The sequence below is a fragment of the Bosea sp. BIWAKO-01 genome, from assembly GCF_001748145.1.
Taxonomy (GTDB): Bacteria; Pseudomonadota; Alphaproteobacteria; order Rhizobiales; family Beijerinckiaceae; genus Allobosea.
In genome coordinates this window covers 3,938,063-3,961,556 of the sequence record NZ_BCQA01000001.1, presented here as the reverse complement: position 1 = coordinate 3,961,556, position 23,494 = coordinate 3,938,063, and the positions used below count along the sequence as shown (strand labels likewise).

Sequence of the window (23,494 nt, the reverse complement as noted above, 5' to 3'; positions counted from 1 at the left end):
CGCAATGCGCAAGCATGTGACGCATGCGAAGTTTGCGGCGTCATCTCGGGCGCAGACTCATTATCCTGCCCGAGCCGCCGCGGCTGGCGCGGTCAATGTTGTCCGCGGCCTGCGAATCGCATTCGATCGTCGGGCAGGCTGGGGAGAAATATCCGATGATGCGCTACGACCGCCGCACGATCGGTCTTGCGGTCGGGCTGACTTTCCTTGCCGGATATGTCGATGCGCTCGGCTTCATCAGCCTTGGCGGTTTCTTCGTGTCCTTCATGACCGGAAACACGACGCGGCTCGGAATTGAGCTCGCCAACGGCCATCTCGGCGGCATCGCGCTGGCAGGTGGTATCATCATGCTCTTCGTTGGCGGCGTCGTGCTCGGTTCGCTCGTCGGGCATTTCGCCCGGGCGAAACGTCATGCCGCCGTGCTGGCGTCCCTGACGATCTGCCTCTTCATCGCTGCATTGTCGGGCAGGCTGGGAGAGGCCGGCATCAGCATCGCCCTGCTCGCCATCGCCATGGGCATGGAGAACTCGGTCTTCCAGCGCGACGGCGAAGTCACGATCGGACTGACCTACATGACCGGCACGTTGGTGAAGATGGGACAACGCCTTGCCGGCGCCCTGCTAGGCGGCTCGCGCCTCGCCTGGCTGCGCCATTTCACGCTCTGGCTCGGGCTGCTGAGTGGAGCGGTTGCCGGCGCTCTCGCCCATAACATGATCGGGCTCGACGCAATCTGGCTGGCGGCCGCCTTCTCGGCGCTCCTGACCCTGACGGCCTCCCGCCTCTTGCTGACGGACTGAACCGCGAGCGGAGGCGATTGGAACGGCGCGGGGAATCGGTCATTGTCCCGGCCATTCGCCAGCCGGAGCCTGCATGCGATGCGCGCCACTTCCTTCTTGATCCCCGCCTTCGCCAGCTTCCTGCTCGCCGCCTGCCAGACAGCCGGACCACCGCCCGCCCCGGCGCCGGAGCAGGCAGCCCCTGGCGTGACGCCCAGCACCTTCCGCATGCCGAGTGGATCGGGCTGCTCGGGCGAGGTCGAACGTTTCCAGGCAGTGATGGATAACGACCTTGCGACCGGCCACACCACCAAGGGCGTGCACAGCCGCGTCAGTGCCGAGATTGCCAACGCCCGTTCGACCTGCGCAGCGGGCAATGACGCTGGCGCGATCTCCCAGGTGCGCGCCACCAAGTCACGGTTCGGTTATCCGTAAGGCTCGTCAGCATCACGCATCGTGGTCGGGCTTATCCCGGCCACGACGACTTCCGTCCAACCGTCACCCTTCGCCCCGGCGGTTCAAGACGGGGCCGGCCTGTGCGAGGCCGCTGTGACAGGGAGAGCCTGCGCTTCTACGCCGCCAGGCCTCGCTTCTCCAGCAGGGCATCCGGCGTGGGCAGCCTGCCCCTGAAGAGCGTGTAGGCCTCTGCCGGATCACGCGTATCGCCCGCCGAATAGATGAATCGCTTCAGCTTGCCGGCGACATCGGCGGCGAAGACGTTTCCAGCCTCGATGAAGGCGTTGAAAGCGTCGGCATCCATCACCTCTGACCAGAGATAGCTGTAATAGCCGGCCGAATAGCCGTCGCCCGAGAAGACATGGGTGAAATGCGGCGTGCGATGGCGCATGATGATCTCGGCTGGCATGCCGATCCGCTTCAATTCTGCCGCCTCGAAGGCAAGCGGATCGACCGCTGCCGGATCCTTCAGCGAATGGAAGGCGAGGTCGACCAGCGCGGACGAGGTGTATTCCACCGTCGCAAAGCCCTGGTTGAAGGTCTGCGCCTTCTTGATCTTGTCGATCAGCGCCTCGGGGATCGGCTCGCCGGTCTCGGCATGCAGGCAATAGGCCTGCATAACCTCCCGTGTCAGGAACCAGTGCTCGTAGAGCTGGGAGGGCAACTCGACGAAATCGCGCGACACCGAGGTGCCGGCGAGCGAGCCATATGTCACGTCGGACAAGAGCCCATGCAGGGCATGGCCGAACTCGTGGAACAGGGTACGCGCATCGTCGATCGAAAGCAGCGCCGGCTTGCCGGCCGCGGGCTTCGCGAAATTGCAGACATTGACGATGATCGGCCGAACCTCGCCCCCGAGCTTGCGCTGGCCGCGATAGGCACTCATCCAGGCACCCGAACGTTTCGATGCGCGGGCGAAATAATCACCGAGGAAGAGCCCGATATGCCGGCCGCCCGCCTCGCGGACCTCGAAGACGCGGACATCGGGATGATAGCCCGTAAGATCGCGCTTCTCCTCGAAGGTCAGGCCGAAGAGCTTGCCCGCGGTGTCGAAGGCCGCAGCAATGATGCGGTCGAGCTGGAGATAGGGCTTCAGCACCGCCTCATCGAGCGCATAGGTCTTCTGGCGCACCTTCTCGGCATAGTGGCGCCAGTCCCACGGTCGGATCGGGCCATTCTCGCCCTCCTCCTGCGCGAGCAGGGCAAGGTCAGCCGCTTCCTTCGCGGCCCGCGCCTTGGCCGGCTTCCAGACCAGTTCGAGCAGTCCCCGGACGTTTTCCGGCGTCTTGGCCATGGAATCGTCGAGCTTGAAATGCGCGAAGGTCTCGAAGCCGAGCAGTTTTGCCTTCTCGGCACGCAACGCCACCATCTCCGCGACGATGGCGCGGTTATCCGTCCCGCCGCCATTCTCTCCGCGCTTGCTCCAGGCCACGAAGGCCTCCTCGCGGAGCTCGCGGCGGGTAGAGAAAGTCAGGAAGGGCTCGATGATCGATCGTGACAGTGTAACCGCGTGCTTGCCTTCGTGGCCCCGGTCGCCAGCTGCATGGGCCATCGCCGCCCGCAGGAAGGGCGGCACGCCCGCGAGCTTGGCCTCGTCATCGAGGACAAGCGCATAGGAGGCCTCGTCCTTGAGCACGTTCTGGCTGAACTGCGTGCCGAGCCCCGCCAGCCGCTCGTTGATCGCCGCAAGGCGTTTCTTTTCCTCGGGGCCAAGCTGCGCGCCCGAGCGGACGAAGCCGCGATAGGTCCGCTCAAGCAGGCGCTTCTGTTCAGCATCCAGTCCCAAATTCTCGCGCTTCGCGAAGACCGCATCGACGCGGGCGAACAGGGCCGGGTCCATCATGATTGCCGACCAGTGCCGCGAGGTGACCGGTGAGATCTCGCGTTCGATCGCCTGCAGCGCCTCGTTCGTGTCAGCGCCGGCAAGATTGTAGAAGACACCGCCGACACGGCTGAGCGCACGGCCCGACCGTTCCAGAGCTTCGATCACGTTGGCGAAATCGGGCTCTGACTGATCGCCGGAAATCGTGGCGATCTCCGCCTTGTGCTTGGCCAGAGCCGCCTCGAAAGCCGGCGTGATGTGTTCAGGCTTGATTACCGCGAAGGGCGGCAGGCCGAAGGGTGTCTCCCAGACGGCGGCGAAGGGATTGTCTGCGGGTAGCGGCAAGGCTTCTGGCGCGGTCATCTCGTTCCGTTCCGGAAAAACAGAGGAAGGTCAGTCTCGAGCGTAGATATGGGCGAGGTAGCGCCGCATGAAGGGCGGCATGTCGAGATGGTCGCTCTCGGCAAGATTACGCACGATCACGATGTCGGAGAGTTCCGGCTCCGCTTGCTGCTTGATGCGTGACAGCATGATCTCGCGCGCCTCCTCGGCCGACCAGGACAACGCAACCGGCCGCATGAAAGCGACGCGGCCCGTCATGATCACCGCCGTCCAGCCTTCGGCTACCTCGATCTCGCTCAGGGCCAGCCCGGTCTCCTCGCAGAGTTCGCGCGTAACGCTGCCGGCGAGGTCGAGCGTGCCGTCGTCCCTGAGATCTTCGCGATCAGGCGTGCCGGCGGCAAAATAGACTTTGCCCGCATTGGCGGTGTGGTCGCCCATCACGCCGCAGAGAAAGGCGCCATCCGCCGCCCGCAGGGCCGCCATCGCATAACCGTTGCGAACCACCGGGCCGGGATGGCCAAGATCGCGCCAGGTCATGAAGGCGGCATAGTCGGTCTCGAAATAGCGCGCGCTGAACACGCCATCCACGATCGCGCCGTGATGCTGCAGCATGATCCGGCCATTGAACATCGCCGGCTTGCCCGCGCTGATCCTGGCCCAATGCGCAGCAATCGCACTCTGGTTCTCCCGCTCGAAGCCCCAGTCATGCGGCTCGACCACCGCCTCGACCCGCGCGAGCGGAACGATCGTTCCGTCGATAACACCATTCATCATTCGGTCCCGCTCACAGCAGCACGCCCTCGCTCACCAACACAGCTTCGCCGCCAATGCTGGCCGAAACGAGTCCACCGCGCTCGACCCGCAGGGTGAGTGCGATCTGCGAGGGGCGTCCCATCTCGTACCCTTGCTCGATGACGAGGCGGTGCTCGCCATCGCCAGGACGATCGAAGGCCATCACGGCGGCGGCAAAGGCGGCGGCTGCGCCACCGGTCGCGGGGTCTTCCCCGATGCCCATCCCCGGCGCGAACATGCGGGCATGGAAATGATGGCCCACATCGCGGGTCTGCCGGCAATAGGCGAAGGCGTTGGGATGCTCGGCCGGCTTCATCACCGTATTCCACCGCATCATGTCGAGCGTGATGCGGCCCATGGCCTCAAGGCTCGCCACGGGAACCAGGGTGAAGTCGACGCCACCGGAGAATACGCCAGGCTCATGAGCATCGAAGCCGATCTCGGCTGGATCGAGCCCAAGAGCGCCGGCAATCTCCGCCACGGCTGCCGCTTCTCCGATCCGCTCCGGCAATCGCGGCAAGGTGAAGGTCGCCCTGCCCCGATCATTCCCGACCGAGACGTCGCAGGAGACCGCGCCAATCCGCTCCTCCAGGACGAGCTTGTCGCTCGCCCTGCCCGCCTGGGCGTCGTGGAGAGCGAGCAGGACGGCGGTGCCGACGGTCGGATGGCCAGCGAACGGCAATTCCCGGCCCGGTGTAAAGATCCGGATCGCCGCACTGTTGGCCGAGTGGGCGGGCGGCGCGACGAAAACCGTCTCGGACAGGTTGAATTCGCGCGTGATCGCCTGCATCGCCTCGGTGTCGAGCCCCTCCGAGTCCAGCACCACCGCCAAAGGGTTGCCGGCGTGACGTGCCCGGGTGAAGACATCGAGCGTGACGAAGCGGCGTTTCACGGCAACCCTCCCTTGGTGGCAGGCACGACCAGATCGATGGTCAGCGGGCAATGATCCGACGCCTTCGGCCTGTCCCAGCCGACGCGCGGATAGCGGTCGCTGCAGGTCGCCAGCCGCGCCATCGAACGATCGGGCTCACGCGGGTCGAGCGGCACGCGATAGGGCAAACCTCGCCGGATCATCTGCATGGCCGGTCTCGGGTTCGCGGCCGCCAGCGTCGGCGACAGCAGGATGTGATCGAGCGGCATATGGCTATCGATCAGCCGCTGCTCGGCCTCCGACCAGTAGCGCCTGAAATGCGTCCAGCGCTCATGCTGGGGCAGATGCACCATCGGATCGACAGCGAAATCCTCGAGCAGTGGCTCGATGCCGCTATCACCTTCGTCAACCAGCTCGCCCAGTGGGCCAAGGCCATGGCGGTAGCCGTTGAGATCACCCAGCACGATCCAGTTGGCCTCGCGCCACGACGCGCCGAACCAGGTCTTGACGATGTGCTTGACGGCCAGGGCCTCCGCCCGTCTGATCGGCAGGGTCTCCTGCCGGCCATCGTCGCGGCCATTGTTCATCGACTTGAAATGGCACCCGAACAGCGTCAGGGAGCGGTCCCCGAAGCGCAGCTCGGCGGCGAGGCAATCTCGGGCAAAGACCCTGTCGCCCGGCCTGATGCCGAAACGCGCGAGCGAAGGATCATAGGCTCCGGCCTGGCCGAAACTGATCTCCTTGTGCGAGACGACACGGACCGCCTGCGGCGCCAGCAGATCGCGCCGGGCGCCAAAGCCGATATCGATGTCGCGCCTGTCATTGCCGTCGATCAAGGCGAAATGGCCGTAGCGGTAATCGGCGATGCGATGGACGTAATTGGCAAAGAACGCCTGCAGGCTGGCGAGCGAGTCCACTTCCTGCAGCATCCAGATATCGGCCTGCGCCTCGGCGATGGCGAGTGCCGTCATCTGCCGCTTGTCGTCCTCAAGCGCCACCGCGAGCGAGCGCTCGACGGCATCGCGCTGATCGGCGCGCGGAAAATGAAAGAGCGACATCGCTGCGGCAGTGTCGATGCGTCCGCCATTCTCGAAGCGGTGGCGCGTCAGCAGGTTTTCGACATTGAAGGTGCCGACGCGCAGTTTCATCGCGTTCAGCCTGCGGCTCAGATCGCTTCGGGCGTGAAGAGCTGCGAAGGCGTCACGAACTCGTCCTGCGCGGCGACCGTCAGGATTTCGCGCGAGCCGGCCTCCTTCGTCCGCTTCAACAGGCCGTAGATCGAGGACGAGGCCTTGCTGAGGGCAGCGGCAGCCGATCCCTCGCGCATATAGTGGACAAAGAAGAGTGCGGCGATCGCGTCACCCGCACCGTTGACGCTGATATCGATCTTCGGCGTGCGCACCCGGAAGGCGCCCTTGGCGTCGGCCGCCATCAGGTCGATCGCATCCGCCGGCGTTTCTTCCGTGACCAGCGACGTCACCAGCACGACCTTCGGGCCGGCATCGCGCAGCGTTTCGACGGCGCGGTGCGCGTCAGCAATCGTCTTGACCTCGATATCGGTCAGGAGTTCGAGCTCGAACTGGTTCGGCGTGACGATATCTGCGGCCGGCACCGCCTGTTCGCGCATGAACTCGGGAATGCCCGGCCGCACGAAAATACCGCGCCCGACATCGCCGATCACCGGATCGCAGCAATAGAGCGCATCGGGATTGGCCGCGCGGACACGTTCGACGGCAGACAGGATGGCGTGGCCGATATCTGCCGATCCCATATAGCCGGAAAGCACGCCGTCACAGCCCGGCAGCACGCCACGTTCGGCAATGCCTTCCATCACCTCGTCGATCATGCCGCCCTCGAAGACCCGACCTTTCCAGTCCCCGTAGCCCGTGTGATTCGAGAACTGCACGGTATGGATCGGCCAGACCTCGACCCCGAGCCGCTGCATCGGGAAAACGGCGGAGGCATTGCCGACATGGCCAAAAGCGACATGGGACTGGATCGAGAGGATGTTCATGGCGCGCAGCACAAGCCTTCAACGAAACGACGCGGCGAACCTAGCGGTTGCCGCGCCGGGCGCAAATCGAAAGCGTTGATGCAGGCGATGACAAACGGAGATCAGGCAGAGCCGAGGCGCATCACGCTGGCCGTGTCGGTGAACTGCGTCAGGCTTCGCACCTTGCCGTCCTCCACGGTGATCAGATCGACCGCCTCTAAGCTCTGGGTACGACCGGTCGGCACATGGGTGACATCGGCGCTCCAGTGAAACGAGGCGCGAGCGCCTTCGACGAGCAGCCCCAGCGCCCTGAACTTCGAAAAGGCGAACGTGCCGATCAGTCCGGCCATCTGCTCCCGAACCGCAGCACAGCCCGTTAGGGGGCTGCACATTGGCCCGAGATCCTCCGCTCCCATGAAATGGAACCGGCAATCAGGATGGAAGAAGGTCATCACTCCATCAAGATCCCCCTGCACGCGCGCCTCATAGGCGCTCAGGAGCAAGGTCTCGATCGCAGCGCGCTCGGTCATCTCGGCTCTCCCAACGGAAGAGCCGAGTTTGACCGGCCTGCAGAAAGGAGTCGAGAGACTACGATCCGGCAGCGGCCTTCTTCGCGAAGCTGTCGATGAAGGTCTTGTTCAGGTCGACATTCGAGGTCGCAAGCTCAGGATCGAGCAGTTTCAGCGAGTCATACATGCTCTTCATCGCATCCGGCGTGGAAATGCCGGTGCGGGAATAGCTTTCCTGCGAATTCTTGACGGCGCGCAGATAGAGCGGCTTGTCCCCGAGATGGTACTCGGCGGGGACGAGATCGGCGACATCCTCGGGCTTGGCCGTCTCCAGCCATTTCAGGGACTTGACCAGCGCGTTTACGAGTTTCTGCGTCGTGACCGGGTTCTTCTCGGCGAAATCATTCTTGAGATAGAGCACCGCAGCAGGGTTTGAGCCGCCGAACAGCGCCTTGGTACCGGCCTCGGTGCGGGTGTCGATCAGCGCCACGACATCGCCATCCGCTTCGAGCTTCGAGGTCACGGGATCGAGATGCGAGATGATGTCGACCTGGCCCTGCTTGATCGCGGCAACGGCGCTGGCGCCGGCGCCGACACCGATGATCGGCGCGTCGGTCGCCTTCAGGCCGGCCTTGACCATGGCATATTGCGCGGTCAGCGAGGTGGAGGAGCCGGGCGCGGTGACGCCGATCTTCAAGCCCTTGAAATCGGCTGCGGATTTGACCTTGTCGGCCAGCTCCTTGCGCACGGCGATGGTGATCGCCGGGAAACGCCCGAGCTCAACCACGGCGCGGATATCCTGGCCCTTGGCCTGCATCCGGATGGTATGCTCATAGGCGCCGGTCACGACATCGACCGAGCCGCCGACGAGGGCCTGCAACGACTTCGCGCCACCGCCGAAATCGTTGATCGTGACGTCGAGCCCCTGCTCCTTGAAGAAGCCCTTCTTCTCGGCGACCGTCAGCGGAAGATAATAGAGCAGTTGCTTGCCGCCCACGCCGAGCGTGACGTTCGGCTTCTCGGCCGTCTGGGCCTGTGCGCCAAACGGCACGAAGCCGAGAGAGGTGGACAAGGCGAGCGCGGCAAGCGCGCCGCGACGGGTGAAGCTCATCGAATTTCCTCCTTATGGGATCGGTTTGCGCTTCTGAACTGGCGCTGTCGGCTCCGACGATAGGCGAGATTGCACGGCACGGGCAACCTCGCCTCCCCGATCAGCCCGAGGTCCGGAGCGGAACTTTCGTCTGGGTCTCCCAAGCCCAACCCCGGTGAGCCCACGTCGCTACAGCGCCCCCTCATCCAGGAAGGACGCAACGCCCTGCCTGGTCCGGTTGACGACGAGGCGTGTCACATCCGGGCGGGAATAGTGCCCGGCCTGATCGAAATTCTGGCGCTCGCGCCGGACCTCGCGATGATCGAGCGTCGCAACGAGAAGCTCCTCTCGCCCCGTCACGGGCTCGATCACCCATTTGCCGTCCGGGCCGGCAATGCCGGAGCCGCCATCAGCCAGGATCTCGGGGCAGGTTTCCAGCATGGCAGCGGCAGGGCTGCCGGCCGGCACGTCCTGCTTGCGCATCAGTCCCGAGACCGCCAGGACGTAGTTGCGTCCCTCGCGCGCCAGGAAGCAGGTCGTGTCGACCGTGTTGCGCAGATTTCCCGGCCAGAGCGCCACATGCAGGTTCTCACCCTGCGCATACAGCGCTGCTCGCGACAGCGGCATCCAGTTCTCGAAACAGTTCAGCCCGCCAACCGTGAAGGCCCCGACACGGTGCACCTGAAGGCCATGTCCGTCGCCCGGCGCCCAGCTCAGCCTCTCTTCATAGGTCGGCATCAGCTTGCGATGCACCGACGCGATCTTGCCGTCCGGGCCGATATGCACGCGGGAGCAATAGACGCTGTGCCCGCCGCGATCTGCCGGCCGCTCGATGATGCCGAGCATGACCGCGATGCCGCCGCGCTGCGCCGCTGCGCAGACCGGAGCCAGATGACCGGCCTCGATCTGAACGGCCTGGTCCAGATAATGCGCGTGAATCTCCTTCTGCAGCGACGATTCAAAGCGCGCCCCGTCAGTATGTTCGATCCAGAAGGGATAGCCCGGCACCAACGCCTCCCCGAACGCGACGAAGCCGCATCCAGCCGCGGCAGCGCGCGCGATCCAGTCGACCACCTTTCCGAGTGTGGCATCGCGATCGAGCCATATCGGAGCGATCTGGGCCAGGCCCACGGTCAATGTGTCTGATACGGCGGTCATCGAGCCCCATCCTTGGTCTTGAGTGTGTTGCAGTGGCCGGGTTAAGGACGTGGATACGATCAGTCCAATTAATTCGGGGAATACCCATCGATCATGCCACCTAATGTCACTCTGGTGCAGCTGCGTTGTTTCGCCGGCGTCGTCGAACATGGCGGCTTCACGGTGGCAGCCGACAGCCTCTGCCTGTCGCAGTCAGCCGTGAGCCAGGCGGTCGCGGGACTGGAACGGGCGTTGGACGCCGCCTTGCTGCTGCGCGGCCGCGACGGAGTGGTGCTGACGGCGGCCGGCGAAGCGGCACTTGTCGAGACGCGTGCGGTACTCGCGGCCGTCGAAAGGCTCGGCGTTTGCAGCGGACTTGCCGGCAAGTTGAGCGGCACCTTGCGGATCGGCGTCGTGCAGAGCGCAGCCATCCGGCTGCTGCCCACATGGCTGCGGCGCCTGCGCACCGAGCATCCCGGCATTACGGTGAGCTTGTACGAAGGGACCGACCCGGAGGTCACCGCCTGGATCCAGGCCGGCGTGGTCGAAATCGGCATCACCAGCCGCACCCATCCCGAACTGGCAGCCCGCCCGGTCTATTCCGACGATTACCTCGTGGTTGTCCCTGCCGACCACGAGCTTGCCTCCCGGGCCTCGCTCCCCCTCGCTGCCCTGGACGGGCAACGCATGCTGCTCTCGGGAGGCGGCTGCGAAACGCTCATCCAGGAACTCCTGACGGCAGCAGCCAGCCATCCCGAGATCGCCTGCCTCGTGCGCGACAACGCGACCCTGCTCAGCATGGTGCGTGAAGGGCTCGGCCTGACGATCATGCCCGAGCTTGCCCTCGACGACAGCCGCGGCGTCGTCGCGATCCCCCTCCGCCCGAATCTCCGACGCACCTTGCACGCCGTATCGCTGCCGGCGGAGACGCTTCGCCCGGTCGCGACAGCCTTCCTGGCCCTGATTGAAAACAGCGCCGCTGCCGGGCTCAAGGCTCGTCAGCAGCGCCCCGAAACAGCAAGCGCGGGGTGAGCCGGCCTTATGTCGTCGTGGTCGCGCTCTGTCCGGGCCGCCAGACCAGCAGGCGCTTCTCGACGAAGGTGACAAGCGAATCGATCACGATCACGAAGAGCGCCAGGATCAGCATGCCGGAGAACACGCCGGTGACATCGAAGACGCTCTCAGCCTCATGGATCTTGTAGCCGAGGCCAGCCGACGAGCCGAGATATTCGCCGACGACCGCACCGACCAGCGCAAAGCCGACAGAGGTGTGCAGCGAGGAGAACATCCAGGTCAGGGCCGACGGCCAGTAGACATGGCGGAAGAGCTGGCGTTCGTTCATGCCGAGCATGCGGGCATTGGCGAGCACCGTCGGCGAGACCTCGCGAACGCCCTGGTAGACATTGAAGAAGACGATGAAGAAGACCAGCGTGAAGCCGAGCGCCACCTTCGACCAGATACCGAGGCCGAACCAGAGCGCGAAGATCGGCGCCAGCACCACGCGCGGCAACGCATTGGCCGCCTTGATATAGGGGTCGAACACCGCCGCCATCAGTTGCCGGCGCGCGAAGGTGAAGCCGAAGAAGATGCCCGCCGCCGAGCCGATGACGAAGGCGAGCACGGTCTCGGTCAGCGTGATGCCGAGATGGAAATAGATGTCGCCGCCAGTGAGCTGGGTCCAGGTTCGACCGAGGACCTGCAGCGGCGTCGAGAAGAAGAACTGGATCGTCTTGGTGTCGCCGAGCAGCGGATAGACGGTGAAGACGTGCCAGATCAGCAGGAACACGACCGCAACGAGAATCTGCAGTGCAAGGAGCGTCAGGCGGTTCACGAGGCGTCTCCCTGCACCAGTTCCTTGCCTTCGCCCATGGCGTAAGCCTTCTGCACCTCGACGCGCAGCGACGACCAGATGTCGCGATGGATCTCGTGGAAGGCCTTTTCCAGCCGAATCTCGGCGATGTCGCGCGGGCGCGGCAGGGTGACCCTGTAATCGGCGACGATTCCGGCGGCCGGCCCCGCCGACATCACTACGACGCGGTCGGAGAGCGCGATCGCCTCTTCGAGATCATGCGTGACGAAGATCAAGGCCTTTCGATCCTTCGACCAGAGATCCAGCAGCAGGTTGCCCATGATCTGCCGGGTCTGCGCGTCGAGCGGCCCGAACGGCTCGTCCATCAGCAGGATTTCGGGATTGCGGATCAGCATCTGCGCGAGGCTGACGCGCTTGCGCTGACCACCCGAGAGCATATGCGGATACCGATCGACGAAGGCACGCAGGCCGACACGGCCGAGCCAGTCCCGGGCACGGGCATCGGCCTCCGCGGCCGGCACACCCATCGGCTCCAGCGCCACGGCGACATTCTGCAGCGCCGTCTTCCACGGCATTAGCGCATCCTGCTGGAAGAGATAGCCCGCGCGCACGTTCAGCCCCGAGAGCGGCTTGCCGAATATTCCGACCTTGCCGGCAGACGGGGTCAGCAGCCCAGCCGCAGCATTGAGCAAGGTCGACTTTCCGCAGCCGGTCGGCCCTACGACCGAGACGAACTCCCCGGCCGAGACGGTGAGATCGATGCCGGTCACCGCCTTGTAGCGATGCCCGCCTGCAAGCTGGAAGGTGATGTCGATGCCGCTGAGATTGACAGCTGGTGCGGTATCCGCCCCGGGCACGCCAGCGGGGCCCGCACCAGTGTGCAGGCGGTCTTGAAGCTCCATAAAGCGTTCCCCAACGGCCTGCTGCGCCAAGCGCACTGGCCGAATATCGCGTTCGTTTGGCGAAACTCTAGGTGATCGCCTCCGGAAGGCAACCCAACCTTGGTCTTGCCCGGCAGATTCGCCGCAGCGCGCAGCTGTTGCATCCGCGGCCCGGGACAGCGATAAGCCAGCGCCTTGGCCTGAAAGATCTCGACCCTCATGCAGCAACTCGAAAGCCTGATGCAGGGACTCGTCGAGTTCATGCGCACCAACCAGCAATGGGCGATCCCGATCGTCTTTCTGGTGGCCTTCGCCGAATGTGTCGCGGTGCTGTCCTGGCTCGTACCCGCCACGGTGTTCTTCACCGCCTTCGGCGCGGCGGCGGGAGCCTCTGGTCTAGACCTGGTTCCGCTGGCTTTCGCGGCCTCGCTCGGCGCGGGCTGCGGCTTCTGGATCTCCTACTGGGCTGGCATCGTGCTCGGCCCGCGCATCGGAGAAACCTGGCCGCTCAAGAACAACCCGGAACTGCTCGAGAAGGGACATGCCTTCTTCGAGAAATGGGGCATCTTCAGCATTCTCATCGGCCACTTCTTCGGCCCGCTGCGGGCGGTCATCGGCATTGTCGCCGGCATCGTGAAGATGCCGTTCCTGCCGTTCCAGCTCGCCAACTGGGCCGCGTCTTTCGCATGGGGCTTTGGCCTGCTCTATGGTGCCGGACGGCTGGCCGAGTTCGTGACGCGCTGATCCCGAAAACCGTCCAAACACTGAACGGCGCATTCAGGGCGGGTTCAGGCCAGAAGGCGCGAATTGACGGCGTTGCGTCGCGATATCGCCACTCACCAGTGCGAATCTGACGCGGCACGCCGAACGGCTCCAGGCTGCCGGCGTTGTCGAGGCGGGCGACCCGGCGCCTGTCCGATGCTACCCTCCCGGGGCAGGACTATGGAGTCCAACCATGAGCCTTTCGCGCATCATCTCGCCGATCGTCGCCCTCGCGCTGACCGCCGGCTTCGCCTTCGCACAACAGCCCGCCACGCAGCCGAGTGCTCCCGCACGTGCCCCGGCCCCAGTCGCGACGCCCGCAGCGCCCGCCGCTGGCACTGCCGCCAAGCCCGCCCAGCCCGCAGCCGCCGCTCAGGTCAAGAAGATCAACATCAACACCGCGACCGCCGCCGAACTCGACAGTCTCAAGGGCATCGGCGAAGCGCGCTCCAAGAAAATCATCGAGGAGCGCTCCAAGGCGAAGTTCAAAGATTTCAATGATCTCGTGAAGCGCAGCGTCCTGCCCTCGAATGTCGAATCCGACATCAAGGACAAGATCACGTTCTGACCCCCGCTATCTCTGCGAAGAGAAAGGCCTCCGGCGCAAGACGCCGGAGGCCTTTCCGTTTTCGATGATACGGCGTCCTTCGCCAAACCCTGCCGCCTGACGCAAGCGCCTTTCAGTATCCGAAAAGTCCGAACACCGCGGCAAATACGATCACGAGCGACACTGCAAGCAAGGCCCGCGCACAGATAGGGCTGTCAATGACACTGTTCAGGTTCATCGTCCTCATGGCCGCCTCCACGTACGACTGCCTCGACGAACGCATCGGAGTGGAACCGGTTCCACGCCCGGAAAGGCGAGAGGGCGGACACATTACTGCATCCGCCCTCTTGGAATCAATGATTTGTTAACCCTCTCAGGCGCTTGGCGAGCGATATTGCACCGGCTCGCCAAGTCTGAGGGTCAGAGGCTGAGCCCGATCAGTTCTTGGTCTTGTCGACCAGCGCCTTGGCCTTGATCCAGGGCATCATGTCGCGCAGCTTGGCGCCGACTTCCTCGATCGGGTGCGCGGCCATGCGGGCGCGGGTGGCCTTGAACGAGGTCTGGTTGACCTTGTTCTCGAGCATCCAGTCGCGGGTGAACTTGCCCGACTGGATGTCGGTCAGCACGCGCTTCATCTCGGCCTTGGTCTCGGCGGTGATGATGCGCGGGCCGGTGACATACTCGCCGAACTCGGCGGTGTTCGAGATCGAATAGTTCATGTTGGCGATGCCGCCCTCATAGATGAGGTCGACGATCAGCTTCACTTCATGCAGGCACTCGAAATAGGCCATCTCGGGTGCATAGCCGGCCTCGGTCAGGGTCTCGTAGCCAGCCTTGATGAGCTCGACCAGGCCGCCGCAGAGCACGACCTGCTCGCCGAAGAGGTCGGTCTCGCACTCTTCCTTGAAGGTGGTCTCGATGATGCCGGCGCGACCACCGCCATTGGCCGAAGCGTAGGACAGGCCGAGATCATGGGCGTTGCCGGTGGCGTCCTGGTGGATCGCGATCAGGGTCGGCACGCCGCCGCCGCGCTGATACTCCGAGCGCACGGTGTGGCCAGGGCCCTTCGGCGCGACCATCAGCACGTCGAGGTCCTTGCGCGGCTCGATCAGGTTGAAATGCACGTTGAGGCCGTGCGCGAAGAGCAGCGCCGCGCCTTCCTTCATGTTGCCATGCAGTTCGTCGCGATAGATGTCGCCCTGCAGCTCGTCAGGGGTCAGCATCATCATGATGTCGGCGGTCTTGGCGGCCTCGGCCGGGGTCATGACCTTGAAGCCGGCTTCCTCGGCCTTCTTGCGGGTGGCCGAACCGGCCTTCAGGGCGATGATCACGTCCTTCACGCCGGAATCGCGCAGGTTGAGCGCGTGGGCATGGCCCTGCGAGCCGTAGCCGACGATGCAGACTTTCTTGCCCTTGATCAGATTGATGTCCGCATCGCGGTCGTAATAAACGCGCATAGGTTGCTCCTTGGTCTCGCGTTAGAGTTTTTCTTTGCCCGGAGCGGCTTCAACCGCGCCGTACAGAGTGAGGAATTGATCGGTTGCGCGCGCTGCATCGCGCTCGTTCTCCGCCGGGCTCAGCACGAGCGCATCACCCAGCAGCAGCCTGATCTGCACATCGCGCCCGACAAGGCCGAGGAATGCGCGAAACGCGGTCTCCGTATCATCGAAGGCCAGGAGCCCCGCCTCGCGGCCTGCGTCGAGAACCGGCTTCAGGCGTTCGCCGATGGCGACACGTCCGTTCGCCAGCACGATCCCGCCGAGGTTACCGGCCTTCGATCCGGCCTGGCTGATGGCAATCCGGTTCAGTGCAATCGAGGTGTCGCTGGTGATCACATTGAGCCAGTTCGTCGCGAAACGCGTCAGGCTTTCGCGCAGCGTCAGGGCATCGAGCTTCTGGCGATCATAATTGCCGGCCCGCACCTTCGAGGCCTGCCACTGCACGGTCGCGGTCAGCAGGCCGTCACGATCGCCGAACCACTTGTAGAGGGTTTCCTTCGAGCAGCTCGCGCGCCGGGCGACAGCCGTCATCGTCAGGTGCTCTCCCTTCTCGACCATCAGGCCAAGGACAGCATCCAGCACGGCCTGTTGCCGGGCCGTCAGTCCTTCGCTTGCTGTGTCGGGAATGGCGCTCAAGGATCAGTACCGTACGTTACGGTTCGGTTTCTACAGGAAGGCATTTCCCAGCGCAAGGGCCAGCGCACGAAGATCCTCGCGCTGGGCTCAACCGGGTTCCACTCCGGCCCGAAATGGGGCAATCTGCGCCGCCATCCGTCCCGGCGGCTGTCGAAATTGCGCTTCACGGACAATACGTTATCCGATCTGGAGATAGAGTATGAGCTTGCCTACGGCCGCCGAGACCGTCGCCTTCTGGCGGCAAGCCGGACCGGATAAGTGGTTCGACAAGGACGACGCCTTCGACCAGGAAATCCGCGATCGCTTTCTCGAGGCCCAGCGCGCCGCCGCGGCGGCCAAGCTCGGCGCTTGGGAAGCGACCCCCGAAGGCGCCTATGCGCTGCTCATCTTGCTGGACCAGTTTCCGCGCAACCTGTACCGCGGCTCGCCCGAGGCCTTCGCCAGCGACGATCTCGCAGTCGAGGTCGCCGAGCGCGCCATCGCCCGCGGCTTCGACCAGCATTTCACCAATCCTGAGCGGCGCTTCTTCTACATGCCCTTCATGCATTCCGAAGAGCTGGACCATCAGGAACGCTGCATCGATCTGAGCCGCGCCTCGGGCGATGAGGACAGCACCAAATACGCGATCATCCATCGCGACATCATTCGCGACTTCGGACGCTTCCCGCATCGCAATGCCATTCTCGGCCGCGACACGACACCCGACGAGCGCGCGTTTCTCGACGCAGGCGGCTTCAGCGGCTGAGGCCAGCGCGGCGCGCCAGCTCATCGGGCCGCATATCCTATCCGACCCGATGAGCTAACCTTCTGGGTTGGCGCCGGTTTCCGCCAAAACCGCAATCCAGTTTTCGAGCCGATGCATCAGCCCCCGCCTGCCTGCTGGCTGGCGATGCGCTGCAGGAAGATCGCTGCAACCGTCAGGACGAAGCCGGCCCACCACAGCGGCGAGCGCAGGCTCTTGCCGCTGCCGGGAGCTTCCGCCGGCGCCTTGCCATTGAGCCGCTGAATGATCGGCCAGGCGAAGCAGCCGAACCCGACCGCCCCGAGCGCAAGCGCCACCATATTGAGCGAAGCCGCATCCATCGCCCTAGATCACATCGCCTCAGGGCCGCGGCTCATCGCCGCGATGCCGGTGCGCGAGACTTCAGTGAGCCCGACCACGGTCATCAGCTTGATGAACCGCTCGATCTCCTCGGTCGAGCCCGTAAGCTCGAAAACGAAGGAGGTCAGGGAGGCATCGAGTGTCCGCGCGCCAAAAGCCGCCGCAAGCCGCATTGCCTCGACCCGATGGTCGCCCTTGCCGACGACCTTGACCAAGGCGAGCTCGCGCTCCAGCGCCTCCCCCTGCAGCGTCAGGTCGACGACCCGGTGCACGGGCACCAGCCGGTCGAGATGTGCCTTGATCTGCTCGATGACGTTGGCGGTCCCCGACGTGACCACGGTGATGCGCGAGATGTGCTTCTCGTGCTCGGTTTCTGAGACGGTGAGGCTCTCGATATTGTAGCCGCGGCCTGAGAACAGCCCGGCGATGCGGGCGAGAACGCCCGGTTCATTGTCGACGATCACCGCCAGCGTGTGGCGGGCGACCGGCTGGATCTTGGGAGCGTTCGGATAATGCGTGGCTGACGTCGGCATCGGACACCTGCAGGAGCTGAAGCGGAATTCGGAACTAGACGTGACGGAGATTGGCGATGGCGGGCTCGTCGACCTCGTCCTGGGTTACGATCCAGGGCTCGGCCAGGGCGGCCTTCAGCCAATCCCGATAGGAGGGATGGTCGAGCACCGCGGCCATATAGGCCGCACTGACCGGGTCGACCGGGATCGAATAGGTATCAAGCCTTGTGACGACAGGCGCATACATGGCATCGGCTGCCGAGAAGGCGCCGAAGAGGAAGGGCCCTCCCTCCGCCTCGCCGAAGCGGGAACGAGCCTCGCGCCAGAGCGCAGTGATACGGGCGACATCCTTCGCGACGTCGCCTCCGCGATCGCGTGCCGCAAAGCGCTTGCCGAGATTCATTGGACAGGCCCGGCGCAACCCAAAGAAGCCGGCATGCATCTCGCTCGACATGGCACGGGCATGCGCGCGCGCCGCCCGGTCCCTTGGCCAGATCCCGAGATCGGGATAGCTGTCATGCAGGTATTCCATGATCGCGAGCGTCTCCCACGTCGCGATGTCCCCGTCGACCAGCGTCGGCACGGTGCCGCCGCTGCCCGGAGCCTCGGCGAAGATCGCCTCCTTGAAGCCAGGTTCGTCGAGCAGGACGAGCTTCTCTTCGAAGGCAATGCCCTTGGCGCGCAGCAGGAGCCAAGCCCGCAGCGACCAGGACGAGTAGCACTTGTTTCCGATCAGGAGCTTCATGCCGCCTGGCTCGCCGCTTCCAGGCCGAAATTGAGCGCCGCTTCGACATGCAACGCCGTCGTGTCGAAGACCGGGATGTCGAAATCCGCTTGCGAGACCAGGAGGGTGATCTCGGTGCAGCCAAGGATCACCCCGTCCGCGCCCTGCCTTACGGCCGCAGCAACGATGTCGAGATAGCGTGCCTTCGAGGCAGGCTCGATCCGGCCACGGCAGAGTTCCTCGTAGATGATGCGATGGACATCGTCGCGCTGTTCGGCATCGGGAACCATGGCCTCGACGCCGAACGCAGCGAGGCGCTCGCGATAGAAAGCCTGTTCCATCGTGAAGCGCGTCGCCAGCAAGAGCGGCCGCCGCGACGGGCTCTTGCGGATCGCCGTCGCGGTCACGTCGGCCAGATGCAGGAACGGCACGCGAGTCGCAGCCGTGATCCGGTCCGCCAGCTTGTGCATGGTATTGGTGCACAGCAGGATACAGTTCACGCCCGCCCGCTCGAGCCGGATGGCGCTGTCGGCCAGGAGATGGCCGGCCGTAGCCCAGTCCCCGCTCGCCTGCATCTCGGCGATCGGCGCGAAATCGAGCGAATGCAGCAGCACATCCGCCGAGTGCAGCCCGCCCCGGAGGGCGCGCACCCGCTCATTGAGCAGCCGGTAATAAACCGCAGTCGATTCCCAGCTCATGCCGCCGATCAGTCCGATCGTGCTCATGCCCGCGCCTCCTCGCCCGCTTGCCGATCCTCAGACAAGCTGCTTGCCCCTGGCGTCGATGATATCGCCGGTATTTCCCTCGAAATCGGGCAGGATCATCTCGTTATGGGCCTTGCCCGACGGAATCATCGGGAAGCAGTTCTCTTCCTTCGCAACGAGGCAGTCGAAGATCACCGGCTTTGGCGTATCGATCATCTCTCGGATCGCGTCATCGAGCTGGTCCGGGTCCGAGCAGCGGATGCCGTGGCCGCCATAGGCTTCCGCGAGCTTCACGAAATCGGGCAAGGATGCCGAATAGCTCTCAGAATAGCGCCCGCCATGCAGCAGCTCCTGCCACTGACGAACCATGCCCATATATTCGTTGTTCAGGATGAAGATCTTGACCGGCAGCCGGTGCTGCACTGCCGTCGACATCTCCTGCATGTTCATCAGGATCGAGGCTTCGCCGGCGATGTCGACGACAAGCGCCTTCGGATGGGCCATTTGCACGCCGATTGCCGCCGGCAGGCCGTAGCCCATGGTGCCGAGTCCGCCGGAGGTCATCCAGCGGTTCGGCTCCTGGAAGTGGAAATACTGCGCCGCCCACATCTGGTGCTGGCCGACTTCGGTGGTGATGTAGGTGTCGCGGTCCTTGGTCAGCTCATAGAGCCGCTCGATCGCGTATTGCGGCTTGATGACCGCACCGGACTGCTTGTAGCCGAGGCTGTTACGCGCGCGCCAGCCGCTGATCTGCTCCCACCAGCCCTTCAAGGCCTCCTTGTCGACCTGAGGGCTCGTCTCGCGCCAGATCCGGACCATGTCCTCCAGGACATGGGCGCAATCACCGACGATGCCGATGTCGATCTTGACGTTCTTGTTGATCGAGGACGGGTCGATATCGACATGGATCTTCTTCGAGCGCGGCGAGAAGGCGTCGAGCCGACCGGTGATGCGGTCGTCGAAGCGTGCGCCGATATTGATCATGACGTCGCAGTCATGCATCGCAAGATTGGCTTCGTAGGTGCCGTGCATGCCCAGCATGCCGAGCCACTGCTTGTCGGCCGCCGGGAAAGCGCCCAGCCCCATCAGTGTCGAGGTGACAGGATAGCCGGTCAGCCGCGCCAGTTCGCGCAGCAGCGCCGAGGCGTGCGTGCCGGAATTGATGACTCCGCCGCCAGTGTAGAAGATCGGGCGCTTCGCCTTGGCCATCAGTTCGACCGCGGCCCTGATCTTGTTCAGGTCCCCCTTGACCGTCGGACGGTAGGTCTTGTGCTGGTTGTCGCGCGGGCGGGTGTACTCGCCCTTTGCGAACTGGATGTCCTTCGGAATGTCGACGACGACCGGCCCGGGACGGCCGTTGGCGGCGACATAGAAAGCCTCGTGCAGGATGCGCGGCAGATCCGCGATGCTCTTCACGAGATAATTATGCTTGGTGCAGGAACGCGTGATGCCGACCGTATCGCATTCCTGGAAGGCGTCGGAGCCGATCAGATGCGTCGGGACCTGCCCGGTGATGACGACAACCGGGATCGAGTCGAGCAGCGCGTCGGTCAATCCGGTGACGGCGTTGGTCGCGCCGGGACCGGAGGTCACCAGGACGCAGCCGACCTTGCCCGAGGAACGCGCATAGCCCTCCGCTGAATGGACGGCACCCTGCTCGTGCCGGACCAGAATGTGCTTCACCTTGTCCTGGAGGAAGAGCGCGTCATAGATCGGCAGCACGGCGCCGCCGGGATAGCCGAACAGATGTTCGACGCCTTGATCCTGAAGCGCACGGACGACCATTTCCGCGCCGGTCATCATCTCGCTCATGTCGCTCTCCTCGGGGTCTTCGGGTCAGTTCAGGGAAAATCGGGCAATAAAAAAGGCCCTCGGAGGGGCCTGGGCGTGCGCTGGCGTCAGGGGCCAAGCGGTTTGTTCAACCGCCCCCTACCAGCGCACCCGTACGAGAATAAGCTTGCGCATCGCGCCCGACATCCTTTGCGATAATTGCGGCACGCTAGACGACCGGTTTGGCATGGTCAAGCCGCAAAAGCTCATGGCCCTCAGTTCCGAAAATCCCATGACGAAAGGGAACACTTTTTCAAGAACGGCCTTGCTAAGATCCTTGCGCGCGAAACGGGGCCGCCATGTATCAGGAAGTGCACACCGAAAATATCGTCGAACGCGCCCATGCGCCGGAAGTAGCCGAACTTCTGCAGCGCTTTGCCCTGCATGCCCCTGGCGCAGGCGGCGTCTCCTACGAGGCGCTGCTCAAGGACCTCATGCCCCGCTTCGGCGACGACCTCATGGTGTGTGTCCCGACCGAAGACGGCGACTATCGCTATGAGCATTACGGCCGCGAAATCACACGCTATGTCGGCGGCAGCAGGCAGGGCGAACGCATCTCGCAGATGACCCCTCAGGTCGCCCGGTTCACGATCCAATGCTATGACCAGGCCCTGACGCACGGCAAGCCGATGTATACGGTGCATCGCTCGCTCAAGACCGTCCGGGTCTGCCTGTGGGAGCGACTGGTCCTGCCGACCACGTCAGCAAATGGCGATCGCTTCCTTGTCGTCTTCAGCCGGCCGCTGCAATTCCGCGAGGAACTGCTGACCACGGTTCTGGAGACCTCGCCCAGCGGTATTGTCGCATTGCGGGCCGTGCGCGACGATGACGGCAATATCGAGCGCACGATCATCATCACCGCCAATCGCCGCGCAGCACTGATGGCGGGCCATCCCGACGAGAACCTGCTCGACACGGACGCCCGTACAAGCCTGCCCTTCCTTTCTGACGCCATGATCTGGCGTCGATGCCTCTATGCCATCGAGCTGCGCCGCAACGATATTTTCGAATCCAGCTTTACGGTGAATGGCCGTGAGATCTGGCTCCAGCTCGCATTGGCGCCGCTCGGCGACGGGCTGGTGATCACGCTCACCGACATCTCCGAGCTGATGATCGCGAACCTGACGCTGCAGAGCCGGGCCGCAACGCTCGCGCTCGAGATCGGCCGGGAGCGCGCGACCCGACGGGCGCTGTCACATGAGATCGGCCAGCGCGAGGAACGCGAGCAGGAACTGCGCCGCCTTGCCGAGACAGATCCGCTGACCGCGCTCCTAAACCGGCGCTCCTTCATCGAGAAGGCCAATCGCGAGATCCTCGCGTGCGAAACCGACGGTGACGATGCGTCCCTGATCATCGTCGACATCGACCACTTCAAGAGCGTCAATGATACGCATGGCCATGTCGCCGGCGATGCCGTGATCAGGGCCTTCGCCGATCTCCTGCTTGGCCTGGTCAGGCCCGAGCGCGATCTGGTGGGGCGTTTCGGCGGTGAGGAGTTCGCCGTCTTCCTGCCGCGCACCGGCTCCGCGGCGGCGATGCGCATCGCCCATCGTATCCAGGATGCGCTGACGATGCGCGAACTGCCGACTTCTGAGACGATGTCCCTGCGTGTCACCGCGAGCCTCGGGGTCGCGACCCGCGAGAGTGCGGAGAGCTTCGCGGAGTTCTTTGCGCGCGCCGACAGCGCCTTGTACCGCGCCAAACATGAAGGCCGCGACTGTATCCGCTTTGCGGGGGCGGACGTCGCCGAGGCCGCCTGATCTCAGGCCCGTGTCTCCAGCTCTTGGAGCGCAAAGCCGAGAGCGGCTTCGGGTGCGACAGCATGCCAGCCCGCCATCTGGTGACGGAACCATGTGACCTGGCGCTTCGCATAGGCACGCGTATCGGCCTGCCCCCTCGCAATGGCTTCGTCGAGGCTGAGCGCCCCGTCGAGATGGGCGATCAGGCCGGGCACGCCATGTGCGCGCATGACCGGAAGCAGGGGATCGAGCCCGCGCGCCCGTAGCGCTGCAACCTCTTCTAGGGCGCCCTCCCCCATCATCTGCTCGAAGCGTCGATCGATACGGGCACGCACCAGGTCGCGTTCGGGAGAGACGAAGAGCTGGAGCAGCGCTCCCCCGTCCAGCGGGCCCGGCTTGCGTGCGCCCTGAAAGCTCGCCAGCGACCGCCCGGTCGCGGCAAAGACTTCCAGTGCTCTCATGATCCGCATGCGGTCGCTCGGACGCAGCCGCTCGGCCATGACGGGATCGCAGCGTTGAAGTTCGACATGGAGCGCAGCCGTCTCGCGCCCCTCGGCATGGGCACGAAAGGCCGAGCGAACTGCCTCGGGCACCGGCGGGATTTCCGAAAGGCCCTCGGTCAGCGCCTTGAAGTAAAGCCCCGTCCCACCGACCAGCACCGGAAGAGACCCATTGCGCGCCAGCTCGTCGAGGATCGCGCTGACATCGGCGACATAGCGCATCGCCGAATGGTTCACGGCCCCGTCGACATGGCCATAGAGACGGTGAGGAACCATCGCCTCCTCGTCGATCGTCGGCCGCGCGGTGATGATCCGCAGATCGGCATAGACCTGCATCGAATCCGCATTGACGACGGTTCCGCCAAAGCGGCGCGCGATCTCGATCGCCAGCGCGGACTTGCCGCTCGCCGTAGGACCTGCGATGAGCACCGCCCTGTACGCCACGCTCAATCGGTCCTTC

25 protein-coding genes are annotated in these 23,494 nt (G+C 64.4%); 7 read left to right on the top strand and 18 right to left on the bottom strand.

Annotated elements, in window-relative coordinates:
* Positions 1-155 precede the first annotated feature (155 nt).
* Both BIWAKO_RS18435 and BIWAKO_RS18430 read left to right on the top strand, forming a co-directional pair.
* Positions 156-797 (top strand): YoaK family protein, encoded by a 642-nt coding sequence (locus BIWAKO_RS18435; RefSeq protein ID WP_069882605.1) that lies wholly within the window; start codon positions 156-158, stop codon positions 795-797.
* Between the two features lie 78 nt (positions 798-875).
* Positions 876-1,211: a hypothetical protein gene (locus tag BIWAKO_RS18430; protein ID WP_069879890.1), complete on the top strand. Its 336-nt coding sequence runs from the start codon at positions 876-878 to the stop codon at positions 1,209-1,211.
* 136 nt (positions 1,212-1,347) lie between these two features.
* On the opposite strand, the gene BIWAKO_RS18425 is transcribed toward BIWAKO_RS18430, so the two are convergent.
* The 8 genes from BIWAKO_RS18425 to BIWAKO_RS18390 form a co-directional block, all read right to left on the bottom strand.
* A complete protein-coding gene (locus tag BIWAKO_RS18425; protein ID WP_084651556.1) occupies positions 1,348-3,417 on the bottom strand; it encodes a M3 family metallopeptidase in 2,070 nt (689 codons plus the stop codon).
* 30 nt (positions 3,418-3,447) lie between these two features.
* Positions 3,448-4,167, bottom strand: coding sequence for an NUDIX hydrolase (locus tag BIWAKO_RS18420; protein ID WP_141740146.1), 720 nt, complete (start codon positions 4,165-4,167; stop codon positions 3,448-3,450).
* Between the two features lie 13 nt (positions 4,168-4,180).
* On the bottom strand, positions 4,181-5,080 hold the full coding sequence (locus tag BIWAKO_RS18415) for a PhzF family phenazine biosynthesis protein (RefSeq protein WP_069879888.1): 900 nt from the start codon (positions 5,078-5,080) through the stop codon (positions 4,181-4,183).
* On the bottom strand, positions 5,077-6,207 hold the full coding sequence (locus BIWAKO_RS18410; RefSeq protein WP_069879887.1) for an endonuclease/exonuclease/phosphatase family protein: 1,131 nt from the start codon (positions 6,205-6,207) through the stop codon (positions 5,077-5,079). Before BIWAKO_RS18410 ends, BIWAKO_RS18415 begins: the two co-directional genes overlap by 4 nt.
* Before the next feature lie 17 nt (positions 6,208-6,224).
* Complete coding sequence (gene pdxY / locus BIWAKO_RS18405; RefSeq protein ID WP_069879886.1) at positions 6,225-7,073, bottom strand: pyridoxal kinase PdxY; 849 nt, start codon at positions 7,071-7,073, stop codon at positions 6,225-6,227.
* 101 nt (positions 7,074-7,174) lie between these two features.
* Positions 7,175-7,582 carry a nuclear transport factor 2 family protein gene (locus BIWAKO_RS18400; RefSeq protein ID WP_069879885.1) on the bottom strand — a complete coding sequence of 136 codons (408 nt, stop codon included), beginning with the start codon at positions 7,580-7,582 and terminating at the stop codon, positions 7,175-7,177.
* Positions 7,583-7,640: 58 nt separating this feature from the next.
* Complete coding sequence (locus BIWAKO_RS18395) at positions 7,641-8,672, bottom strand: ABC transporter substrate-binding protein (RefSeq protein WP_069879884.1); 1,032 nt, start codon at positions 8,670-8,672, stop codon at positions 7,641-7,643.
* A gap of 168 nt (positions 8,673-8,840) precedes the next feature.
* Positions 8,841-9,809 (bottom strand): carbon-nitrogen hydrolase family protein, encoded by a 969-nt coding sequence (locus tag BIWAKO_RS18390; protein ID WP_069879883.1) that lies wholly within the window; start codon positions 9,807-9,809, stop codon positions 8,841-8,843.
* Between the two features lie 93 nt (positions 9,810-9,902).
* On the opposite strand from BIWAKO_RS18390, the gene BIWAKO_RS18385 reads away from it, so the two are divergent.
* Positions 9,903-10,820: a LysR family transcriptional regulator gene (locus BIWAKO_RS18385; RefSeq protein ID WP_084651552.1), complete on the top strand. Its 918-nt coding sequence runs from the start codon at positions 9,903-9,905 to the stop codon at positions 10,818-10,820.
* Between the two features lie 7 nt (positions 10,821-10,827).
* Here BIWAKO_RS18385 and BIWAKO_RS18380 read toward each other — a convergent pair whose 3' ends face one another.
* Positions 10,828-11,619, bottom strand: a complete 792-nt coding sequence (locus BIWAKO_RS18380; protein WP_069879881.1) for an ABC transporter permease — start codon at positions 11,617-11,619, stop codon at positions 10,828-10,830.
* Positions 11,616-12,500: an ABC transporter ATP-binding protein gene (locus BIWAKO_RS18375; RefSeq protein WP_069879880.1), complete on the bottom strand. Its 885-nt coding sequence runs from the start codon at positions 12,498-12,500 to the stop codon at positions 11,616-11,618. Before BIWAKO_RS18375 ends, BIWAKO_RS18380 begins: the two co-directional genes overlap by 4 nt.
* 198 nt (positions 12,501-12,698) lie before the next feature.
* Between BIWAKO_RS18375 and BIWAKO_RS18370 the strand changes: the two genes are divergently transcribed.
* Positions 12,699-13,223 (top strand): DedA family protein, encoded by a 525-nt coding sequence (locus BIWAKO_RS18370; protein WP_069879879.1) that lies wholly within the window; start codon positions 12,699-12,701, stop codon positions 13,221-13,223.
* Positions 13,224-13,434: 211 nt separating this feature from the next.
* Positions 13,435-13,809, top strand: coding sequence for a ComEA family DNA-binding protein (locus BIWAKO_RS18365; RefSeq protein WP_069879878.1), 375 nt, complete (start codon positions 13,435-13,437; stop codon positions 13,807-13,809).
* A gap of 416 nt (positions 13,810-14,225) precedes the next feature.
* Here BIWAKO_RS18365 and ilvC read toward each other — a convergent pair whose 3' ends face one another.
* Together ilvC and BIWAKO_RS18355 are read right to left on the bottom strand one after the other, a co-directional pair.
* Positions 14,226-15,245 carry a ketol-acid reductoisomerase gene (gene ilvC, locus BIWAKO_RS18360; RefSeq protein WP_043237478.1) on the bottom strand — a complete coding sequence of 340 codons (1,020 nt, stop codon included), beginning with the start codon at positions 15,243-15,245 and terminating at the stop codon, positions 14,226-14,228.
* 21 nt (positions 15,246-15,266) lie between these two features.
* Positions 15,267-15,923 (bottom strand): TetR/AcrR family transcriptional regulator C-terminal domain-containing protein, encoded by a 657-nt coding sequence (locus BIWAKO_RS18355; protein WP_069879877.1) that lies wholly within the window; start codon positions 15,921-15,923, stop codon positions 15,267-15,269.
* 199 nt (positions 15,924-16,122) lie between these two features.
* On the opposite strand from BIWAKO_RS18355, the gene BIWAKO_RS18350 reads away from it, so the two are divergent.
* Positions 16,123-16,668, top strand: a complete 546-nt coding sequence (locus BIWAKO_RS18350) for a DUF924 family protein (RefSeq protein ID WP_069879876.1) — start codon at positions 16,123-16,125, stop codon at positions 16,666-16,668.
* Positions 16,669-16,784: 116 nt separating this feature from the next.
* Here the strand turns inward: BIWAKO_RS18350 and BIWAKO_RS18345 are convergent, their stop codons facing one another.
* Genes BIWAKO_RS18345 through BIWAKO_RS18325 form a run of 5 tightly spaced genes read right to left on the bottom strand, consistent with a single transcriptional unit; the run spans position 16,785 to position 20,777 of the window.
* Positions 16,785-17,006 (bottom strand): hypothetical protein, encoded by a 222-nt coding sequence (locus BIWAKO_RS18345; protein ID WP_069879875.1) that lies wholly within the window; start codon positions 17,004-17,006, stop codon positions 16,785-16,787.
* Between the two features lie 9 nt (positions 17,007-17,015).
* Positions 17,016-17,558 (bottom strand): acetolactate synthase small subunit, encoded by a 543-nt coding sequence (gene ilvN, locus BIWAKO_RS18340; protein WP_069879874.1) that lies wholly within the window; start codon positions 17,556-17,558, stop codon positions 17,016-17,018.
* A gap of 34 nt (positions 17,559-17,592) precedes the next feature.
* Positions 17,593-18,282 (bottom strand): glutathione S-transferase family protein, encoded by a 690-nt coding sequence (locus tag BIWAKO_RS18335; RefSeq protein ID WP_069879873.1) that lies wholly within the window; start codon positions 18,280-18,282, stop codon positions 17,593-17,595.
* Positions 18,279-18,986 carry an aspartate/glutamate racemase family protein gene (locus BIWAKO_RS18330; RefSeq protein WP_069879872.1) on the bottom strand — a complete coding sequence of 236 codons (708 nt, stop codon included), beginning with the start codon at positions 18,984-18,986 and terminating at the stop codon, positions 18,279-18,281. Before BIWAKO_RS18330 ends, BIWAKO_RS18335 begins: the two co-directional genes overlap by 4 nt.
* Before the next feature lie 30 nt (positions 18,987-19,016).
* A complete protein-coding gene (locus BIWAKO_RS18325; RefSeq protein WP_069879871.1) occupies positions 19,017-20,777 on the bottom strand; it encodes an acetolactate synthase 3 large subunit in 1,761 nt (586 codons plus the stop codon).
* A gap of 317 nt (positions 20,778-21,094) precedes the next feature.
* On the opposite strand from BIWAKO_RS18325, the gene BIWAKO_RS18320 reads away from it, so the two are divergent.
* A complete protein-coding gene (locus BIWAKO_RS18320) occupies positions 21,095-22,555 on the top strand; it encodes a GGDEF domain-containing protein (protein WP_069879870.1) in 1,461 nt (486 codons plus the stop codon).
* Between the two features lie 2 nt (positions 22,556-22,557).
* Here the strand turns inward: BIWAKO_RS18320 and miaA are convergent, their stop codons facing one another.
* Complete coding sequence (miaA, locus tag BIWAKO_RS18315) at positions 22,558-23,478, bottom strand: tRNA (adenosine(37)-N6)-dimethylallyltransferase MiaA (protein WP_069879869.1); 921 nt, start codon at positions 23,476-23,478, stop codon at positions 22,558-22,560.
* Positions 23,479-23,494 lie beyond the last annotated feature (16 nt).

Coding starts and splice junctions, on each gene's coding strand:
- BIWAKO_RS18435 (WP_069882605.1), top strand. CDS start 156: ATGATGCGCTACGACCGCCGCACGATCGGTCTTGCGGTCGGGCTGACT.
- BIWAKO_RS18430 (WP_069879890.1), top strand. CDS start 876: ATGCGCGCCACTTCCTTCTTGATCCCCGCCTTCGCCAGCTTCCTGCTC.
- BIWAKO_RS18425 (WP_084651556.1), bottom strand. CDS start 3,417: ATGACCGCGCCAGAAGCCTTGCCGCTACCCGCAGACAATCCCTTCGCC.
- BIWAKO_RS18420 (WP_141740146.1), bottom strand. CDS start 4,167: ATGAATGGTGTTATCGACGGAACGATCGTTCCGCTCGCGCGGGTCGAG.
- BIWAKO_RS18410 (WP_069879887.1), bottom strand. CDS start 6,207: ATGAAACTGCGCGTCGGCACCTTCAATGTCGAAAACCTGCTGACGCGC.
- pdxY (WP_069879886.1), bottom strand. CDS start 7,073: ATGAACATCCTCTCGATCCAGTCCCATGTCGCTTTTGGCCATGTCGGC.
- BIWAKO_RS18400 (WP_069879885.1), bottom strand. CDS start 7,582: ATGACCGAGCGCGCTGCGATCGAGACCTTGCTCCTGAGCGCCTATGAG.
- BIWAKO_RS18395 (WP_069879884.1), bottom strand. CDS start 8,672: ATGAGCTTCACCCGTCGCGGCGCGCTTGCCGCGCTCGCCTTGTCCACC.
- BIWAKO_RS18390 (WP_069879883.1), bottom strand. CDS start 9,809: ATGACCGCCGTATCAGACACATTGACCGTGGGCCTGGCCCAGATCGCT.
- BIWAKO_RS18385 (WP_084651552.1), top strand. CDS start 9,903: ATGCCACCTAATGTCACTCTGGTGCAGCTGCGTTGTTTCGCCGGCGTC.
- BIWAKO_RS18375 (WP_069879880.1), bottom strand. CDS start 12,500: ATGGAGCTTCAAGACCGCCTGCACACTGGTGCGGGCCCCGCTGGCGTG.
- BIWAKO_RS18370 (WP_069879879.1), top strand. CDS start 12,699: ATGCAGCAACTCGAAAGCCTGATGCAGGGACTCGTCGAGTTCATGCGC.
- BIWAKO_RS18365 (WP_069879878.1), top strand. CDS start 13,435: ATGAGCCTTTCGCGCATCATCTCGCCGATCGTCGCCCTCGCGCTGACC.
- ilvC (WP_043237478.1), bottom strand. CDS start 15,245: ATGCGCGTTTATTACGACCGCGATGCGGACATCAATCTGATCAAGGGC.
- BIWAKO_RS18350 (WP_069879876.1), top strand. CDS start 16,123: ATGAGCTTGCCTACGGCCGCCGAGACCGTCGCCTTCTGGCGGCAAGCC.
- BIWAKO_RS18345 (WP_069879875.1), bottom strand. CDS start 17,006: ATGGATGCGGCTTCGCTCAATATGGTGGCGCTTGCGCTCGGGGCGGTC.
- ilvN (WP_069879874.1), bottom strand. CDS start 17,558: ATGCCGACGTCAGCCACGCATTATCCGAACGCTCCCAAGATCCAGCCG.
- BIWAKO_RS18335 (WP_069879873.1), bottom strand. CDS start 18,282: ATGAAGCTCCTGATCGGAAACAAGTGCTACTCGTCCTGGTCGCTGCGG.
- BIWAKO_RS18330 (WP_069879872.1), bottom strand. CDS start 18,986: ATGAGCACGATCGGACTGATCGGCGGCATGAGCTGGGAATCGACTGCG.
- BIWAKO_RS18325 (WP_069879871.1), bottom strand. CDS start 20,777: ATGAGCGAGATGATGACCGGCGCGGAAATGGTCGTCCGTGCGCTTCAG.
- BIWAKO_RS18320 (WP_069879870.1), top strand. CDS start 21,095: ATGTATCAGGAAGTGCACACCGAAAATATCGTCGAACGCGCCCATGCG.